Source organism: Facklamia sp. HMSC062C11 (assembly GCF_001810675.1).
Classification (GTDB): Bacteria; Bacillota; Bacilli; order Lactobacillales; family Aerococcaceae; genus Facklamia; species Facklamia hominis.
Genome location: NZ_KV802385.1, coordinates 1 through 19,592 on the forward strand (window position 1 = coordinate 1; position 19,592 = coordinate 19,592).

At 37.1% G+C, this 19,592-nt stretch carries 17 protein-coding genes; 12 read left to right on the top strand and 5 right to left on the bottom strand.

The window, feature by feature from the left end; genetic code table 11:
• Window positions 1–37 precede the first annotated feature (37 nt).
• Entirely contained in the window at window positions 38–1,051 is a 1,014-nt protein-coding gene (locus HMPREF2758_RS02620; protein ID WP_006907746.1) for a DUF1189 family protein, read from the bottom strand.
• A gap of 70 nt (window positions 1,052–1,121) precedes the next feature.
• The gene (locus HMPREF2758_RS02625) at window positions 1,122–3,785 is read right to left on the bottom strand and encodes a YfhO family protein (protein ID WP_070609054.1); all 2,664 of its coding nucleotides are present in this window, start codon (window positions 3,783–3,785) and stop codon (window positions 1,122–1,124) included.
• 260 nt (window positions 3,786–4,045) lie between these two features.
• Here HMPREF2758_RS02625 and HMPREF2758_RS02630 point away from each other — a divergent pair, with 260 nt between their 5' ends.
• The 7 genes from HMPREF2758_RS02630 (at window position 4,046) to HMPREF2758_RS02660 (ending at window position 9,931) form a co-directional block, all read left to right on the top strand.
• Window positions 4,046–6,238: a peptidoglycan D,D-transpeptidase FtsI family protein gene (locus tag HMPREF2758_RS02630; RefSeq protein WP_070609055.1), complete on the top strand. Its 2,193-nt coding sequence runs from the start codon at window positions 4,046–4,048 to the stop codon at window positions 6,236–6,238.
• 72 nt (window positions 6,239–6,310) lie between these two features.
• On the top strand, window positions 6,311–6,796 hold the full coding sequence (locus HMPREF2758_RS02635) for a terminase gpP N-terminus-related DNA-binding protein (protein ID WP_070609056.1): 486 nt from the start codon (window positions 6,311–6,313) through the stop codon (window positions 6,794–6,796).
• 15 nt (window positions 6,797–6,811) lie between these two features.
• A complete protein-coding gene (locus HMPREF2758_RS02640) occupies window positions 6,812–7,402 on the top strand; it encodes an MltG/YceG/YrrL family protein (RefSeq protein WP_070609057.1) in 591 nt (196 codons plus the stop codon).
• Window positions 7,403–7,492: 90 nt separating this feature from the next.
• On the top strand, window positions 7,493–7,645 hold the full coding sequence (gene rpmG, locus HMPREF2758_RS02645) for a 50S ribosomal protein L33 (protein WP_006907741.1): 153 nt from the start codon (window positions 7,493–7,495) through the stop codon (window positions 7,643–7,645).
• A 205-nt stretch (window positions 7,646–7,850) separates the two neighbouring features.
• On the top strand, window positions 7,851–8,555 hold the full coding sequence (locus HMPREF2758_RS02650; RefSeq protein WP_006907740.1) for a rhomboid family intramembrane serine protease: 705 nt from the start codon (window positions 7,851–7,853) through the stop codon (window positions 8,553–8,555).
• A complete protein-coding gene (locus tag HMPREF2758_RS02655) occupies window positions 8,545–9,516 on the top strand; it encodes an ROK family glucokinase (RefSeq protein ID WP_083304838.1) in 972 nt (323 codons plus the stop codon). Before HMPREF2758_RS02650 ends, HMPREF2758_RS02655 begins: the two co-directional genes overlap by 11 nt.
• 13 nt (window positions 9,517–9,529) lie before the next feature.
• A complete protein-coding gene (locus HMPREF2758_RS02660) occupies window positions 9,530–9,931 on the top strand; it encodes a rhodanese-like domain-containing protein (protein WP_006907738.1) in 402 nt (133 codons plus the stop codon).
• A gap of 54 nt (window positions 9,932–9,985) precedes the next feature.
• Here HMPREF2758_RS02660 and HMPREF2758_RS02665 read toward each other — a convergent pair whose 3' ends face one another.
• Window positions 9,986–10,513 (bottom strand): TetR/AcrR family transcriptional regulator, encoded by a 528-nt coding sequence (locus HMPREF2758_RS02665; protein WP_070609058.1) that lies wholly within the window; start codon window positions 10,511–10,513, stop codon window positions 9,986–9,988.
• Window positions 10,514–10,600: 87 nt separating this feature from the next.
• Here HMPREF2758_RS02665 and HMPREF2758_RS02670 point away from each other — a divergent pair, with 87 nt between their 5' ends.
• Both HMPREF2758_RS02670 and HMPREF2758_RS02675 read left to right on the top strand, forming a co-directional pair.
• Window positions 10,601–11,302 (top strand): ABC transporter ATP-binding protein, encoded by a 702-nt coding sequence (locus HMPREF2758_RS02670; RefSeq protein ID WP_006907736.1) that lies wholly within the window; start codon window positions 10,601–10,603, stop codon window positions 11,300–11,302.
• Window positions 11,303–11,313: 11 nt separating this feature from the next.
• Window positions 11,314–14,106, top strand: coding sequence for an ABC transporter permease (locus tag HMPREF2758_RS02675; RefSeq protein WP_006907735.1), 2,793 nt, complete (start codon window positions 11,314–11,316; stop codon window positions 14,104–14,106).
• 111 nt (window positions 14,107–14,217) lie between these two features.
• On the opposite strand, the gene HMPREF2758_RS08800 is transcribed toward HMPREF2758_RS02675, so the two are convergent.
• Complete coding sequence (locus tag HMPREF2758_RS08800) at window positions 14,218–14,355, bottom strand: DUF4044 domain-containing protein (protein ID WP_164999400.1); 138 nt, start codon at window positions 14,353–14,355, stop codon at window positions 14,218–14,220.
• Window positions 14,356–14,550: 195 nt separating this feature from the next.
• Here HMPREF2758_RS08800 and gndA point away from each other — a divergent pair, with 195 nt between their 5' ends.
• The 3 genes from gndA (at window position 14,551) to HMPREF2758_RS02690 (ending at window position 18,279) form a co-directional block, all read left to right on the top strand.
• Entirely contained in the window at window positions 14,551–15,987 is a 1,437-nt protein-coding gene (gndA, locus tag HMPREF2758_RS02680; protein WP_070609059.1) for an NADP-dependent phosphogluconate dehydrogenase, read from the top strand.
• 93 nt (window positions 15,988–16,080) lie between these two features.
• Entirely contained in the window at window positions 16,081–16,782 is a 702-nt protein-coding gene (locus HMPREF2758_RS02685; RefSeq protein WP_006907733.1) for a response regulator transcription factor, read from the top strand.
• 3 nt (window positions 16,783–16,785) lie between these two features.
• Window positions 16,786–18,279: a sensor histidine kinase gene (locus tag HMPREF2758_RS02690; protein WP_070609060.1), complete on the top strand. Its 1,494-nt coding sequence runs from the start codon at window positions 16,786–16,788 to the stop codon at window positions 18,277–18,279.
• A 194-nt stretch (window positions 18,280–18,473) separates the two neighbouring features.
• Here HMPREF2758_RS02690 and yidC read toward each other — a convergent pair whose 3' ends face one another.
• Window positions 18,474–19,442: a membrane protein insertase YidC gene (gene yidC / locus HMPREF2758_RS02695; RefSeq protein ID WP_006907731.1), complete on the bottom strand. Its 969-nt coding sequence runs from the start codon at window positions 19,440–19,442 to the stop codon at window positions 18,474–18,476.
• Between the last annotated feature and the right edge of the window lie 150 nt (window positions 19,443–19,592).

Sequence of the window (19,592 nt, forward strand, 5' to 3'; positions counted from 1 at the left end):
TATTTTTGAGACTTGTGTCACAGCCTCTTTATTTTTGCTATTTTTTTGGATGATCATGATTTTCCTTAGAATGATCGTCAGAATTTTTATCGGATTTATCTTCGCTAGCTTTGATAAACTCTTGGATTTCATCGATTTCTTTTTGATCAATAAGATCCGCCTGATCAGGGCCTGCTAAGTATTCATGCAGGCTTTTAGGATCTTCGTTTACGAGACGAGCAAATTCATCTTTATCGATCGTTTGAATTTTTTGCATCACTTCACGGATAAAGAGTGTATGACGCTTAAAGGCGTAATAGGCAATCATTAGGATGAGTACCACAATGGCGAAAATCGGCAGATAGAAATTCGGTAAAAACATTTGAATTATTTGTAGAAAGATCAAAGGGAAGAAACTGCACATAATGACTAATTTTAATCGGTAAGAAAAAGTTAAAGGGGTATTTAGCCAAAAATTTAGAATTCCTGAGAATAAAGTTGTTAATGCGATTAAGTAAGCATAGAATAAGAAGCTTAATAGAAACGTGCTAAAGAAGACCAGTGGTTTAGACATTCTTAAGAGATCAAGACTTTGATGAAGGCTTGCTTCATTAGGAATGATTTGATAGTCAAAGGTCATTAATTGATTTTGGCCTTTTAGGTAGAATAAAATTTGATCCTTGCTTAAAATCAAATTCACTAATGAGTTTGACGATATTTTTTCAGCGTCTTCATTATTTAGTATAAGGCCACCGTCAGTACTATGGTTAACTAGTTGGTCATCAACGACCAATTGGAAGGGGGCGGAATGATAGTAAAGTGATTTTTCACCAGAGGCCAGTTGAAGTTCCTCGTTTTTAACTTGAAATTTAGGAACATGGGTATCCGCTTGGCCAATATTATCTAAGAGGTTTTGATAACTTGGACGAATCGCGATAAAAGTATTTAAAGCCATAAAAAGTGTGACAATAAGTGCCAGTATAACGTGTTTTGACCAGGCTAAATCAATACCTTCAATGAAATAGCGCGGATTTGACAAGGCGGCTTTAAGTATTAAAAATGTACGCTTCAAATAGAAACATCCTTTTCATTATATTTTCGTACTTATCTTAACGAATATTGGAATGGTCTGCAAGTTTATCTTAAGATTGATTTTTGATTAAAGTCCCTTGATCACTTTTATAAGCTGCGAGAAATAGGAGCAGTCCAAGAGCACTGATAATGAATCCATAGAAAATTGACTTAGGGCGGTAGGATAAGGTCACTTTATGGTCACCATGTGTGATAGGAATCGCCATCATCGTATCGTTGAGGACCTTTTCTTGTTTAACAAGTTGATCATCAACTTTGATGGACCAGGCCGGATCGTAAGCCATCGGGAAAAGAAGATAAGCCTGATTTTGTTGAATGCTTATATCACCTTGAATTTTTGTTGAAGAAAAATGCTTGATTTGAAAAAGGTGACTTTGTTTTTCATGGATCATAGCTTGATACTTCTTCAGATTAAAGCGATATAGAGCCATTAAATTAGCTTTAAGCTGTCCTTTTTTTAGATTAATTCGAAAAGTTTGTTGGTTCTTTGTCTTATTATAAGAAGCATTAATAATTTGGCGGCCATCAGATGTAAGGTGGTAGTCGTAATCTTGACCATTTAGCCTTAATTCTACTTGCGATGGTGAATACTGGCTAGGAAGGGTAAAGTAATAGGGGTCGCTGCTTGTTGTTGAAAAACGAATCAAGATAGATCCAGGTCGGTTGTTATCCTTTTTAGCATAAGTATAGAAGTCCCCGTCGCCCCGATCCAATACCTCCACATTATCATATTGCGTACTATCTAATTCGATGGGTTCGAAGAAGGGTTGATGGTCACCATCATAAGCGATTAATTGTAGGAGTTTTTCTTGATTTTGGATGGGTTGATAGTTATTAAATTGCGACTGAATAATTTTAGGGGACACCTCAATGCCAAAACCTAAACGTTCAGTATTTTCATAAATTCGATAACGATTTTTCGTTTCGATAAGTGGGTATGAAAAGATATCTAAGTCTTTAGTTTTAGGATATAGGGTATAGCCTTTATCAGGGGTAGACATCTCGGTATTAGAGGTTACATCTAGCAGATAGCGGACATTGAACAAATCATCCGTAAAGAGCGTTCCCGGTGAATAGGTCATTGTGTTCATACCACTGGTTAGCCCCAAATACTGATAAAGGGTTGTCATATGTTTTTCTAATGTCGAACTAAAGTGGTTCAGACCAAAGTAATTTCCAAAAAAAGCTTCATTTTTTGTTCGGAAAAAGTTTTGACTGATTCGATAGAATTGATCACGCTTTGGGCGAATCGGATCGATTGCTTCATCGAGCAATTGAGTATAGTCTTGATAACGATCTGCTAAGAGATAGGTATCATTATCAGAAATAATCAAGAAAGCATTTGAAGTTAGTTCTGCTAAACAAAGGGCAAGTAGCAGGATTTGTCGGTGATTTTTGGGTAACCATTTATTGGCTAATAACCAAAGCGTTAGGATCCAGAATAATCCTGTTAAGGCAATTTTTCCAAAGCTTAAATAAGCGTAATCACTTCCCTTATATTGAATTCCTAAAATAAAGAAAGCAACTAACAAGATGAGGGCTTGTTTATTGGATAAGGAACCTTCGATTTTTCGCGCAGATTTTAGGGCTAATACCAATAGGAAAAAACAGAAAGTAAAAGAAAATCTGAAATTATACCAGATAGGGAATTGTCCCATATGCCAAAGCTTATCGAATAGCTCGATCGAAAAAGAGGCATAGTACATTAAAAGTATAAATATGGCTGCTAACTTGTCTTTAAGCGGGATTTCTTTTGTCATAAAATAAGAAAGAGCTAGAATAAAAGCAAACATTCCTATATAGATATTAGGAGATCCAGTAGCCATTTGATCATAATTAAAGGCTCCTATGAAGAATTTAGAAGTAATATCCAAAAAAGAGTGCTCTTGAACAATCTCCCAGACGAGCTGATTATCCCCTGTCATCTGAGCTGCTTTTGATGACAGCATAGAGATAAATGCTGGAACAAGAACGATCCCTGCTATTAAAGTAGCGATGAGTGAATACTTTACAAAATGAGTATACCGTTTAAGAATATTTTTAAAGTTGATTGAGGATTCTTGACAAATAATCGCATACAAGGCATAGAAGGCTAGAAATATGCAGATCATGTAACCAATATAATAATGACAGATTAGACACAGACTTAGGCTAAAGACATAAAACCTAGGTGATTGTTGGCGAATCATTTTTTCAAGGCCATAAACTATAAGAGGTAATAGCACCAATCCATCAAACCACATAATGTTTAATGAAAAGGCGATTGTATAAGACATGAGGGCATAACATTGGGCTAGCGCTAAATTATTATATTGAGTCTTGGGAGAGAGTGATTTTGCTAAAAAATAAAAACTGATGCTAGAAGCCATGATTTTCGCAGCAGTTAGAAAACTGATGGCTAGGTCCAAATGATTCTTAGGAAAGATAAGAAGAATCAGATTAAAGGGACTAATAAGATAGTAGGCCCATAATCCTAGCATTTCGCCACCTAGACCTTTATGAAAGGAGTAAAGGATTTGACTAGGGTCATGTAGTAAGGCCTGACGAAACAGGGCAAAAAAGTCAAGGTATTGTTGACTTAAGTCAATTGTTAGAAGGCTTCTACCATCTTCAATAGCGAAGGGAATAAAACGATTGACTAGGGCAAGTAGAGCGAGTAGTAAGCCGGTTATGGTTCCTGTAAGCAGGTAGTCGGCATATTTAAATCTCAACATATTGGACTCCTTAAAATAAAATTCTCAACTATCATAACAAAGACGCTTTGTTTTTGCATGGGGGATTTCTCATTTTGTAAGCAATCAGATAAAAGAAGTAAATTTCTAGAAGGAAATTATTTTAATTGCTAAAGGGCCTACCACTATGAAGAATATTTAGAAGATTTGGCTAAATCATTTGACTAAATTTTTTATCTCGGTTTTAAACGGTTTGATAATTTGCTATAATTTAATGGATTATGATTTGATCAAGAGAAAGTATGAGGTTTATGATAAATTCAAACTATAAATTAAAAAGAAAAAAGAAAAAATCGCACATTCCTCGCCGTTTAAATATTTTATTTACGGTATCCTTCTTAGCATTTGTGGCACTCTTTGTTCGATTAGGTTATTTGCAACTTTATAAGGGACAGAGTTTGACTCAAATGGTAGAGCGAACAGATTCAACGATTTCAACGGGGTCAGTCCCTCGGGGAATGATCTATGATAGTTTAGGTAGAATCGTTGTTGGTAATCAACCAGAGAGAGCGATTCTATATACGCGGGGTCGAGATTCCCAAGTTTCTTCTAAAGAGATTTTAACAGTGGCCAAACAACTAGCTTCCTTAATCGAGTTGCCGACTCAATCTTTAACCGAGGTGGATCTAAAAAATTACTTTTTAGCCACTAGGAGAGATGAAGTACTTAGTCGGATGACTGCTGAAGAAAAAACCTTAAAAGGTACTAAGGGTTATCAGGCTCAACTTGATAAAATTAAGCCGGAAGACTTAAATTTTTCGGATGTTGAGTTAGAAATAGCAATGATCTATAACCGAATGTCCTCTGCCTATGCTCTATCTACAGTTCCTATTAAGAATAAAAATGTAACCCAGGAAGAAATTGCACGAATTAGTGAAAATATGTCTGTTTTACCAGGAATACAATTGGGGACCGATTGGCAACGGACTTATCCACAAGGTGATATGTTAAGGTCAATTTTGGGTCAGGTGTCTACCGAAGAACGCGGAATTCCTAGCGATACTGCTAAAGAATTATTAACGCGTGGGTATGCCATGAATGATCGGGTAGGAATGTCCTACTTGGAAGAACAATATGAGACCGTTTTACGAGGTACTAAGTCTGTGAATAATATTGTGACGGACTCACAAGATGATATTTTAAAAAATGAGCAAGTCTATCCCGGAAATAAGGGAGCTAACTTAGTATTAACCATAAATAGTGATTTCCAAAAGAAATTAGATCAGGTGGTCGAGGAGAATCTTAAAAATATTGGCCCTAATCAATATCTTAACGATCGGATTTATGTGGTAGCTCTTAATCCTCAAAATGGAGATATATTAGGGATTTCTGGTAAAAAATTTGCCTATGATCAAGCCACTGATTCTTATAACTATGATCAAATTCAAGACGATGTCCTAGGGGCCATCAATTCTTCTTATAGTATGGGTTCTTCGGTTAAGCCAGCAATGGTGGCAACCGGATATCAAGAAGGAGCGATTAGTTTAACTGATAATGTTTTAGTGGATGAGCCAATGAAATTCCAGGCATCTCAAGTTAAGTCATCCGTTTTTAATCGGAATGGTCAGGTACCTGTCGACGATATTACAGCTATTCAAAAGTCCTCTAATATTTATATGATTAAATTAGCTATGAAGATTGGTGGTCAACTAAATTACGAAAAAGAGGGTCTATTAAATATTAATCCTGATACTATTAATATTATTCGACGACATTTTTCAGAGTTTGGTCTAGGGACATCAACGGGTATTGATTTACCAAATGAATCTCAAGGTTTTTCTCCTAAGAGTAATCAATTGGTATCTGCCTTGGATTTATCTTACGGACAGTTTGACTTGTATACGCCCTTACAGTTGGGGCAGTATGCAGCAACGATAGCTAATGGGGGCAAACGATTTTCTCCACGTTTGGTTAAAGAAATTCGGAGTACTGATTCCAATGGTGAACTTGGGGGGGTCTTAGCAACGGTTCCTCCAAAATTATTAAATGATATCAATATTGATCCTGCGGCTATGGATCGGATACACCAGGGGATGTATCAGTTTTCTCACACTAATGAAGGTGCGGCAAGCCGGTACTTCTTGAATTATCCGATAAAATTAGGTTCAAAGACAGGAACGGCAGAGGCATTCTATTCAGGACCTATTCAATATGCTAAAAATAATCCTGTAACGAATGCGTCATTTATAGGCTTTGCTCCCTATGATAAGCCGGAAATCGCGGTTGCAGTGGTCGTTCCATATCTTAAGGAAGGAATTCTAGCGGTCGACGTATTGAATTTAGCCAAGCAAATTATGGATATTTATTTTGAATCACAAAGTGAGACAAATCAGTTGATTAAGGGTCAAGAAGGTGTTGATACGAACGCTATTTCTACTTCAACTGAGGCGGACTCAGAAAGTTCAGTTGAACAAACGACAACCAGTGTTCAATAATATTTATTGGCTTTTTTACTCAAAATTGATTTAATTTGTTATAATAAAAGAAAAATATAGAAGGTGAAAAGAATGGATATATGGATTTTAGTATTGGCATTTTTAGTGATTGCGATTATTTTATTATTCGCCTCACTTTTTGCTAAAGATAGTCAGGATTATCAAGAGATGGATGACAGTTTTAATGAGCATCAACAAAAGCTTTCTGATTTGCAAGGTCAAATCAAACAGATTGAACGGGATATCTATGAAGAAGTGGGACTAGAAGATAATGAAAATCTTCCAAATGTATCTTCCTTAACGGCAGATCAGGTTTATCACAATTCTACAAATCCCGCTGATTCAGATATTACCGTAAAAGTTGCGGATCAATCTGGCGTTTCTACAGAAGTCGTTGATGAAGGACCGAGTGTAAATATGAATATTACAGAAAGAACGAGAGAGGAAATTATTCGTTTCTACTCTCAAGGTTACACAGTGAATGAAATTGCTAAGGAAGTGAATGAACAAGCTGAGACCGTTCAATACTTCATCGATGAATATATTGAGAACCGTTAAAAGGAGGATGAGATAATGAGTAAGCAATCCTTACGCTCACTCGGTGTAGGCTTTTTACTAGCTGCTATTCTAACGGGGGCATTTGCTATTTTTTATCAAGGACAGGTCCCCATTTCTGGAATTACCTTACCGAGTGTTTTAAAAGGACAGAATTCAAAGGCCAATGAATCTGTGGTCGAAGAGCTGAGTCAAGTCAAGGAAGAAAAGGATCAATTAAATTTAAATATTGCATCGATCAATCTTGAAAATACGGGTCTAACTGAAAAAGTAAATAATCAAGCTGAGTCTTTGGAATATTATAAATCTCTATTAGAATCAAATGGTATCTTGTTACCTAAGGATGATAGTGAAACTGCCGAGGATGAGAGTGAATCAACTGTTAAAGGGGATCAAATATTTACAGTCAATCAAGGTGAAAGTGCAGGGGAGATAGCTAAAAGACTTGAATCGGAAGGCTTTATTTCTTCAGCGGCCGAATTTGAACAGTTGATTTCTGATTGGAATCTATCCGGATTGATCCAAGCAGGTGACCACGAGTTGTCTACCTCGATGACCATTCATGAGATAGCAAGTCAATTAACGAATGGTGCCTACTATCATCAATAATAAAAAAACGGTAGCATGAATGTGTCAATCGTGTTATACTAGTTAGGTGCTTCTAGTAAGATAATTTTAGATCCGATTGGAGGGAATATGATGCGCGTTAATATTAACTTAGAATGTACTGAATGTGGAGAACGTAATTACTTAACCAGTAAGAATAAAAGAAACAATCCTGACCGGATTGAAACTAAAAAATATTGTCCACGTGAACGTAAAGTAACACTTCACCGTGAAGTTAAAAAATAATCTTTATTGAAGACGGTTGTATGACCGTCTTTTTTATTTTCAATATAAGATGTGTATGTTCAAGGTAAAATTTGGCACGTATAATAATTGGAATAGGTTATTAAATCGTTTAGAAGGTAACTAATCTTGGACTTTTGTTAATTTACTCGTCAGCAGAGGGGGGAATCATGTATAATAAGGTTAATTAATAAAAAAGGAGGTCTTTATGCACCTACTATCATCCTATAAAAAATCATATGTTACTTTTAGTTTACTACTTATTAATGTAATCGTTTATGCTTATATGTTGATTCGGTTTGGATCAAGCACATCTTTTGATGCTTTGATTGCTACCGGTGCCAAGTCCAACTTTCATATTGTTGCTTATCATCAATGGTATCGATTGATTACACCTTCATTTATTCATATAGGCTTCGAACATTTATTTTTTAATTGCTTGACACTCTATTTTATTGGGCAGGATTTAGAAGCTTTAATGGGTCATTGGCGTTTTGCCTGTTTGTTCTTTGTGGCTAGTTTTGGTGGCAATCTTTTTTCTTTTGCCTTAAATATGAATGTATCAGCAGGCGCTTCAACAGGAATTTTTGGATTATTTGTGGCCTATGTTATTTTAGCTAAGATGTATCCTCACTCATTCGCCTTGCAACAAAGAGCCATCAACTTTGCTTTATTAATTGTATTAAATATTGTCACAGGCTTCATGTCCACCGGTATTGATAATTGGGGTCATTTTGGTGGAGCAGTCTTTGGAGCACTGATTACATTAATATTAGGATTGGGATCTGGTTATCGATCAACCATTGATAAAAGAGATCGATTTCTTGCTTTAATAGCCGTTATTTTACTAAGCCTAGGAATGTTATTTTGGGGAATTCAACGTACGAAAGGAGCGATACTCGGTGGCTTCTAAGAATAAATTAAGTCTGGCGATCGATTTAGGTGGCACTTCTGCAAAGATGGCCTTGATTGACACTGAGGGAGCTATCCACCATCGATGGTCTTTGCCTACAGATATTCGTGACCAGGGGCGCTATATCGTTTCCAATCTAATTCAGTCAATTCATGAGCAACTAACCATTTTGGATCTAGACTTACTTGATATCAAGGGGATTGGTATGGGGACACCTGGGATTGTTTTAGCAGACGGGTCTGTTAAAGGAGCCTATAATTTGAATTGGGCGACAGCGTTCCCTGTTAAAGAGAGTTTTAATTTATCCTTACCTCTGCCTTTTTATTTAACCAACGATGCTAATGCGGCGGCCTTAGGAGAGCAATGGTTAGGTGCTGGAGCAGGGCATCAAAGTTTGGTAATGATTACTTTGGGAACAGGTATTGGTGGTGGAATTGTCAGCGGTGGTCGTTTAATCGAAGGCTCTTGGGGCTCTGCCGGTGAGATTGGTCACTTAACGATTGATACAAGTCGAACGTATCGCTGTACTTGTGGGAAATATGGTTGTTTGGAATCGGTAGCTTCTGCAACGGGTCTAGTCAACCTTCTAGACCATTATGCTCAAGAAAGTATTGTTTCATCAGAATTGCTCAAGGATTATCGTTCGGGGGCAATGATCGACGCTAAGCAAATTATCAATGCGGCAAAGTCAGGTGATTTGTTGGCTTTGCAGATTTTTGATGAATTTAGTCATTATTTGGCTTTAGCTTGCTCACATATTGCCAATATTCTTAACCCTGAATTAATATTGATAGGTGGCGGCGTTTCAATGGCGGGAGAATTTTTGATCCATGCGATTAAAGAGAAATATTTGAACTATGTATATCCACCTATTAAAGAGCAAACCCAAATAGCACTAGCAAATTTGGGCAATGATGCGGGATTAATTGGGGCAGCAGCTTTAGTTATTCGGAATAATTAGAAAGAAGGATCTTATGTCATTTTTAAGAGTTTTATCGAGTGTTATTTTAATAGTAATTATTTTGTTTGCAGTTTATCAGGCTTATCTATGGTTTTTGCGCAAACGGTCGGCTCAAATGATCAGTGCGATGGATTTGAATGAACGGATTCGTAAGCTTCAATTGGTGGATGTCCGAGAAGCCGCTGAATTTGATCGTGAACATATTTTAGGAGCCCGTAATATTCCTTTTACCCAGTTTAAGATGCGGAGCGGTGAGATCCGTCGAGATCTACCGGTGTGTCTTTATGATGAAGGGGGAAATCATCTGACCTCACGTGCAGCAGGTATCCTAAAGAAACAAGGACATTCTCAAGTCTATATTTTAACAGGCGGTTTGGAAAAATGGTTTGGAAAAACAAAATCTAATTTATCTTAAATTGATAAAAAGTTCGATTTTGATGCATGGGATGATGCGTCAAAATCGAACTTTTTATTTGAAAAACATTTTTGAGACTTGTTCAGGACTTTCCTTGCCTCCTTTTTTTATCCAATGAAGTGCGATGCTAATATTGGAAGCGATAAATACCTCATAAGCATAATCTGATGGTAGCGGGATTTGATTTTTGATGTATTGTTGTAGGCTAGGATATGTCTGGATTAGCTGCCATAAATAATCTCTAAGTATTTTTTCAATATAATCTGGGCGTGCTTTGACGACGCTTTCAATGAAATCGAAATCTTTTTCCAGCCATTCGATAATCGGTAAGATATTTGGTTGCCAGCTAGTCTGTTGATCAATATTAGCTAAGTGATTTGATACATGATCCAGTAATCCTTGTAAAAGTTGATTCATCATATCTTCCTTATCTTTATAATGAAGATAAAACGTGCCACGATTAATATTGGCAGCTTGGCTAATTTCAGAGATGGATAAAGTCTCCCAAGCTTGATCGTGGAGGAGTCTTGTGAGCGCGCTTTTTATGGCATTTTTAGTGTTAGTATGTCGTTTTGCTTTCATAGAGCCTCCTACTTGTATCTTAGTCAAGATTATTATAGAATAGTTAGGGTATTAAATCAACACAATGTTCAATTAAGGAGTAGAAATATGGCATATATCGAGTTAAAACATAGTTATAAGCGGTTTAAGTCAGGTCAAAGTGAAATCATCGCGAATGAAGATATTAGCTTTGAAGTGAATCAGGGTGAATTAGTTGTTATTTTAGGAGCCTCGGGAGCAGGTAAGTCTACCCTCTTAAATATTTTGGGAGGAATGGATTCTAATGATGAAGGACAAGTAATTATTGATGGTCAAAATATTGCAAACTATAGCTCGAAAGAACTGACCACTTATCGACGCAATGATGTAGGTTTTGTTTTTCAATTTTATAATTTGGTTCCGAATCTTACCGCAAAAGAAAATGTTGAACTGGCTTCTCAAATCGTTGTCGATGCCCAAGATGCTGAGGAGGCCTTGATATCGGTTGGTTTAAAAGATCGAATGAATAATTTTCCAGCCCAATTATCTGGAGGTGAACAGCAACGGGTCTCTATTGCGCGTGCGATTGCTAAGAATCCTAAGTTATTATTGTGTGATGAACCAACGGGTGCTTTGGATTATCAAACGGGTAAAGCGATACTTCAGATCTTACAAGATCGATCACGTGAGCAACATGCCACAGTAGTAATTGTGACCCATAATGCGGCGATAGCACCGATTGCAGACCGTGTGATCCATATGCATGATGCCAAGATTCGGTCAATTGAAGTGAATGAACATCCTAAGAATATTGAAGATATCACTTATTAGGAGGGAAAATTTTGAAGAAGAGTTTAAATAAAGACATTTTTCGTTCATTTCTAAAGTCCAAAGGACGATTTTTCTCCATTCTTATGTTAGTCATGTTAGGATCCTTTGCACTAGTGGGATTGAAGGTGACAGGTCCTATGATTAATGAAGCGGCATCGTCTTATCTAAACAATTATCATACAATGGACTTGGCTGTTATTTCAGATTGGGGCTTAAGTGATGAAGACCGTCAGGATATCAATAAACTTAGGGATCATGCTGTGATTGACTATGGTTATTTTACCGATGTCGTAGTTAAGGACTCTAGCCAAGCAGTTCGGATTTTTTCTAAAACTGAACATAATTCACAATTTGAATTAGTTAAGGGCCAATATCCTAAATATAAAGACGAAATTGCCTTAGCATCTTTCTATCAAGGTCGTTATCAAATTGGTGATAAGATTACTTTTGAACAATCAAACTCTGCACTCCTTAAAGAAGATAGTTACACAGTTGTTGGCTTTGTAAATTCGACCGAGATCATCTCTAATATTGAATTGGGACAGGCATCTTCTGGATCTGGAGCGCTGGCTTTTTATGGTCTGGTCGATCAGCAAGCTTTCGATAGTGAATACTATACGATAGCACGATTGACCTACTCTGATTTAGCAAAGTTGAATTGTTTTAGCGATGAGTATCAAGAACGGTTGGAACAATACCAAGATGAATTGGATCAATTATTAGCAGATAATGGTCAAAAAAGATATGAGCTAATTAAAAGCGAAATTAAAGATCAGATTGAAGAAGGACAAGATAAGATCGACCAAGGTAAGAAAGATTTGCAAGATGGTCAAGAACAATTAGACCAAGCACAAGCGACACTTGATCAGCAAAGGGCTGATCTTCAAATTAAAATTGATGCTGTTAAACAACAGATGTTGGCTCAGGGAATCAAGGAAGCAGATATCATTTATCCAGCTGAACTCCAAGCAGGTATCGATCAATTAGATCAAGCACAATCAGAACTTGATCAAAAGAAGACTGACTATCAACGCGAGGCAAAAACAGGCCAATCTGATATTGATCAAGCACAGTCAGAGATTGATGACGCCCAAGAAACATTAATGAATCTTTCAGTGCCTACTTATAAAACTTATACGCGGCGAACTATTCCTGGTGGAAATGGTTATTTAAGTGTCTTTTTATCTTCGAATGGGATTTCTGCGGTGGGTAATCTATTTCCAGTTATTCTATTTGCAGTCGCTATTTTAGTATCAATGACAACGATGACTCGATTTGTGGCCGAAGAAAGAACCAATGCAGGGGTCATGAAAGCATTAGGATATAGTAATCGACATGTTATTAGGAAGTTTCTTTACTATGGATTCTCTGCTTCATTTATTGGGGGAATCTTAGGAATATTGATGGGGACATACTTATTACCTAAACTTTTGGAGACGGCGCTACTATCAGAAACGATATTACCATCAATCAAAGAGCGCATTTACTGGCCAATTTCTTTATTGGCTTTGCTAATTTCCGTTCTTTCTGCTTGTATTCCAGCTATTTGGATTGCCTATAAGGAGTTGAGTGAATCATCTGCTCAATTATTGTTACCTAAACCTCCTGCCAAAGGATCTAGCATTTTATTAGAAAAGATCCCTTTTATCTGGAATCGACTCTCTTTTATTAACAAAGTGACTGCCCGTAACATGTTTCGTTATAAACAGCGAATGTTAATGACTGTGATTGGGGTGGCGGGCTCTGTTTCCCTATTATATGCTGGACTAGCTATGCAATCCTCTTTGTCTGGTGTTGCTTCCTATCAATTTGGAGAGGTGATTCAATATGATGCCATGGTGGTTCATAAGGATCATTTAAGTGACCAAGAAAAAGAAGATTTATTTCATCAGTTAGCCGATTCGGCTATTGACCAGAAATTGCCAATTTATAGTCAACAAATGACTAAAGAGATTGATGGACTGAGCGATCAACAACAAGTAAATTTGATGGTAAGTGATCAAGCAAATATGAAGGGCTTTATTCAACTTTTTGATGACCAATCGGGTGAGCGAATGGACCTACCTAAAGATGGGGTTATTGTATCAAGTAAATTAGCTAAGCTGCTGAAACTACAAGTGGGGGATTCTTTTACATTAAAAGATGATCAAGGCCTTGAATATACTTTTAGATTAAAGGGGATTGCTCAAATGTTTGCGGGTCATTATGTGTTGATGAATGCAGATTATTATCATCAAGCAATGAACCATGATTTTGAATCCAATGCTCACCTATTGAAACTAAATAATCAGCAGGCAGAACATGTTCAGGCTGTTGCGGCTGATTTTATGGCTTTGGATGGGGTCAAGGCTGTCATTCAAAATACTGCTATTATTAATCAAATTGATAGCTTAGTAGAATCTTTAAATAGTGTGATGAATGTGTTGACAATTGCAACTTTAGCCTTGGCCGTTGTGATTCTATATAATCTAACGGTAATTAATATTTCAGAAAGAATTCGTGAATTATCGACGATTAAAGTACTGGGCTTTTATAATCGAGAAGTGACCTTATATATCTATCGTGAAACCATTGTCTTATCAATTATTGGCATTTTGCTAGGATTAATAGGGGGACGACTCTTACATCGGATTATCTTAGAAGGGGTGGCACCGGATACGATGCAATTTCCATTAAGTGTCAGTTGGTCAGTTTACGCGATTCCAATTGGATCGGTCTTGCTGTTAATTTGTTTATTAGGATTCTATGTCAACCATCATCTTAAAAAAGTGGATATGTTAGAAGCTTTAAAATCCGTTGATTAGTTCTTAGTGTAATATAAAAACTCGACCCTGTGATTGGTCGAGTTTTTTGTATTTAGTACAATTTCATCTTTACTAGTTAAAGTAGGGGTAAGTTAGGATTAAAGCCATTTACTAATGGGGTAGATAGTCGATTAGCGTAATATATAAAGTAATTGCAAGTCCAATCAGCATTACTAGTACCATTAATAAAGACATGATTCGAATCATGCGATCATACTTACTGGCTTTTTTCTTTTTCTTCTTTGCCAAACAGACGACCTCCTTCGTCAAGATAAGCTCATTTTACCAAAAATATTTTGAAAATCCAAGAAAGACTGGTAATCAAACTTTTAATCCGATTAAACTTTTGCTAAAATTAGAAATAATTAGGTAGATTTTAGAGGGTTATCATTCCTTAGTAAGGAATAGGAGAATTTTAATAATGAATAGATAAGGAGTTATAAAATGACTTTAGCACAAATTGGTGTTGTTGGCATGGCGGTAATGGGAAAGAATTTAGCACTAAATCTTGAAAGCCGGGGCTATCATGTGGCGATCTTTAATCGTAGCTACGCGAAAACTCAGGCAGTTAAAGATGAATTCCCCAAAAAAAATTTAATCGCAAGTCAAGAACTTTCAGCGTTTGTTCAATCGATTGAACGTCCGCGCCGGATTATTCTAATGGTAAAGGCAGGATCAGCGACAGATGCAACCATTGAAAGCATCTTACCATTGTTAGATTCTGGTGACATTCTTATTGATGGCGGAAATAGTTACTATCAAGATACTAGACGACGTAGTCAAGCGATTAATGCCACGGGCATTCACTTTATGGGAATGGGTGTTTCTGGTGGCGAAGAAGGGGCTTTACACGGCCCTGCTTTGATGCCAGGGGGACCAAAAGAAGCTTATGATCAGGTTGCGGAGATCTTACAACAGATTGCGGCAAAAGACCCTCAAGACCATGAAGCCTGCGTAGCTTATATGGGTCCGGATGGCGCGGGTCATTATGTCAAAATGGTCCACAATGGCATTGAATATGCTGATATGCAATTGATTGCTGAGATCTATGAATTTATGCGCTATCGGATGAATTTACCCGTTGAAGAAATTGCTAGCATTTTTGACCAATGGAATCAAGGAGAGCTCCAATCGTATTTGATTGAAATTACAGCTAATATCTTAAGCAAAAAAGATCCAAAAACCGGAGAAGCAATGATTGATATGATCTTAGACCGCGCTGGTAATAAAGGAACGGGAAAATGGACTTCTCAATCTGCTTTGGATCTAGGTTTGCCTTCTTTTACAATTACAGCGTCAGTTTTTAGTCGATATATCTCAGCTTTTAAAGAGCAACGAGTTAAGGCGAGCCAATATCTATCCGGTCCAGATGAAGACTTATCTTTTGATGTGGATAAGGAAGCACTCATCGAACAGCTTCGACAAGCCCTTTACTTAGGGAAACTCATCGCTTATGCTCAAGGATTTTCTCAATATCAAACGGCTTCGGTTGAGTATAATTGGCAATTAGATTGTGGTCAAATTGCTCAAGTCTTTAGGGGTGGCTGCATTATTCAAGCTCGATTTTTACAAGAGATTACCCAAGCCTATCGACGTGATCCAGAATTAGAAAATTTATTGTTGGATCCTTATTTTGCCAAAGTATGCCAAGACTATCAGAAGAGTTTAAGACAGGTCATTGTTTTAGCAACTCAGACTGGCATAGCAATTCCTGCCCTTATGTCTAGCTTGTCATACTATGATGCCTATCGTAGCGACCGCTTACCAGCCAATCTTATTCAAGCTCAAAGAGATTATTTCGGAGCGCATACTTATGAGCGCGTGGATCGTCCAGGAGCTTTTCACTATCATTGGCTGACTCAAGGAGAAGAAGAAGTGTAAATAGATAAAAATAGAAGATTTTTATTTTATCATAGCTTTTTAAGATGAAAAAGTTTACAATATGAGTGAGTATATGAGAAGGGAAGCGTTTTTATGAATACCAACCATAATCAGAAGATTCTAATTGTCGAAGATGAGAAGAATTTAGCGCGTTTTGTTGAATTAGAATTACAACATGAAGGCTATGAAACAGAAATATGTTATGATGGGCGGTCAGGATTAAACCGAGCCTTGGAGGATGACTGGGATGTTATTCTATTAGATTTAATGTTGCCAGAATTAAATGGTCTCGAGGTTGTTCGTCGCATTCGCCCTATTAAGGATACACCAATTATTATTATGACGGCTCGTGATTCAGTGATTGATCGCGTATCGGGTCTTGATCAAGGAGCTGATGATTATATTGTCAAACCTTTTGCGATTGAGGAACTTCTAGCTCGATTGCGAGCCCTATTTCGACGGATTGAGAGTGAAGAGGATATCCGTACTCAACAACAATTAGTGATTCGCTATCGAGATTTAACGATTGAGAAAGCTTCTCGAATCGTTCGGCGAGGAGATGAAGTGATTGATTTAACCAAGCGGGAATATGAATTGCTCTTATTCTTGATGGAAAATGTTAATATGGTTTTATCGAGAGATGTGCTATTAGAAGAGGTCTGGGGATATAAGACAGAAGTTGAGACCAATGTAGTGGATGTGTATATTCGTTATTTAAGAAATAAAATTGATGTTGAAGGGCAAGAATCTTATATCCAAACTGTACGTGGCACAGGTTATGTAATGAGAACTTAAAAAATGAAAAAACCGACAATTAATTTTTTAAAGCATCCCCCTTCCTTAAAATGGAAATGGCCAATATTGTTATTTGTAGCATTTATGACTTTATCAATTGGATCCTTGATTGCCTACCAAAGAATATCGGTGAATCATTTCCATAATCAGGTTAAGGAAGTTTATCAAGAACGATTGATGGACTTAACGCAAGAACTAGCCTCCTTAGAGCGTCCTATTAATTCGACCAATTTTATGGATCCAAGTTTATCGAAAAGAATGGATCTTCAACAGCGATTAGTTCGCTTGTATGTTGAAAAAAATGTGGATGTACGTGTTTACACTCCTGAAGGTCGCTTGGTATATGAAAGCCAACCCTATGCCTTGTCCTATCAAAAAACGAATCAAGTTTTAACAGATAAGATGATTCAAGGTAAACAGTATCTTGTCGGAAATGAACGGGTTATCTCTCCTAGCTCAAATAAGCACTTAGGCAGCATACAGATGATCGTTTCCATGGATCGCATGGAAGAATTAATGCGAGGTCAATATCGTGATGGGCGAATTGCCTTAATCGTATATGTCTTATTATCTCTAGGTCTAGCTTATATAATTTCTTATTATTTTCTAAAACCCTTATCTTATATTAATAACACCTTGGATTTGTTGGAAGAGGGAACGTTATCTGAAGTGCGATTAATGGAGCCACGATCGAATGATGAGTGGAGTGATTTGTGTCTACATTTAAATCGACTTTTGGATAAGATTGACCAATATGTGACAAATCAAAAACAATTCGTAGAGGATGTCTCACATGAATTGAGGACTCCTGTAGCCATTGTTGAAGGGCACTTAAAAATGCTCAATCGTTGGGGTAAGGAGGATCAAACGGTCCTTGAGGAATCAATTGCTGCTTCTTTGCAAGAAATAACTCGAATGAAGGATCTTGTTCAAGAAATGTTAGATCTTTCACGGGCAGACCATGTTGATGTGGATTATAAAAATGAAATGACTGAAGTCGTTTCGACGACGAAACAGGTCTTTAATAACTTCGTCATGCTTTATCCCGATTTTAAAATCTTTTTAGATGCGGAGAAGAGCCAGGATCCTATTTATGTGAATATGTTCCGCAATCATTTTGAGCAGATTTTAATTATTTTAATGGATAATGCCGTCAAGTATTCTACTAATCGTAAAGAAATCCATTTATCCTTGAGTAAAGGGGTTAATAAGGTAGAAATTGCGGTTCAAGATTTTGGTGAAGGAATGCGAGAAGAAGATAAAGAGCGTGTGTTTGGGCGTTTTTATCGAGTGGATAAAGCGCGTGCTCGCAATCAAGGGGGCAATGGATTGGGCTTAAGTATTGCTAAACAATTGGTTGAAAGTTACCGTGGTCAAATCCGTTTGGAGTCTGTTTATGGACATGGTTCCATTTTTTATGTTGAATTTCCTATTATGACTGATCAACGTGCAATCTATAAAAATAAACAGGCTCAATTAGAAAAAGAAATTAAATAATACAATGAGCTATGATTTTGGAGGCTGTGACATATTTGTTGCAGCCTCCAAAATTTTAGACGCTCCTATTCTATTGGGAAATTATGTTATATTGTGGTCCATTAAAAAAGTCTCCCGAGTGCTATATTTTAGCATTCGGGAGACTTTCATGATTGAAAAACTTGATAAGCTCTCTTTTATGTTAAGGGAAGGGCTTATCGTTGATTCCGATTTTGTTTGCCAGCGTTGCGTCCTTGACCCTTGGAGCTGCTCTTAACAGGGACGATCCGTTTAGCATTTTCAGCTTTAATGGCATTTTTGTTTTCTCTAGCGGCCTTTTTTCGCTTTTCGCGAGGAAGATCGGCATACTTTTTGGCTTTTTCTTCCATCTCAGCTTGAATCTTAGGGCGTGCAACGTGATTCATATAAATTTGTTGAAGGAGAGATACAATGGATCCAGCTAAGAAATAGACACCTAAACCAGCGTTAGAAGCATAAGTGAACCAACCTAACATGAGTGGGTTCATAATTAACATTGAATTTTGCATTTGGCTGGCTTGTGGGTTGTCAGTCGCAGGAGTTGGTGCAGCTTTTTGCATCAACCAGGAAGATAAGAAGGTGGCTACGACAACTAGAACAACGATTGCGATACTACGTTGCCCCAAATCAATACCTAAGAAGGTTGAATGGGCAATTTTTTCGGAGGACCGAATGGCGGCATAAACCGCTGAAATGAAGGGCAATTGAATCAATAGGGGCAAGCAACCTGACATTGAAGAGAGCATGTTAATGTCATATTTAGCATAAACTTGCATTAATTCTTTTTGTAGGTCTGCTTTTTCTTTTGGATCATCGGTATCATTCATTTCTGCTTGAATTTCACTAATTTCTGGTTGAGCATACTTCATTTTTGCGGATGATTCCATGGTGTTTTTAGTCATTTTATAGGTGGAAGGCAACATTAACAGTCTTACTGCTACGGTTATGATAATAATTGCCATTCCATACGAACCATTAAATAGATGGGCTAGAAAGTCCATTAAGCGAGCGGTTGGAATTCCGATATATTGGTAAACCGTTCCTGTTGGCATGCCTGATTTATCATAGCGGACGCAACCGGCTGCTATCAGACAAATAAAGGCAAATAAAAGAATCTTTTTGCCATGTTTTTTGATAAACTGCATAGTTCACACTCCATTAATATTTTTCTTCCTAAAAGTTGGAAGCTAATCCTCCTTATTTTATGCTAAAATAGCTTTCAGTGCAAGGAGTATTATAGTGAAAGCTCATCGCCTAGACAACTTTATGGTATAATGGACGGACGATACGATAAG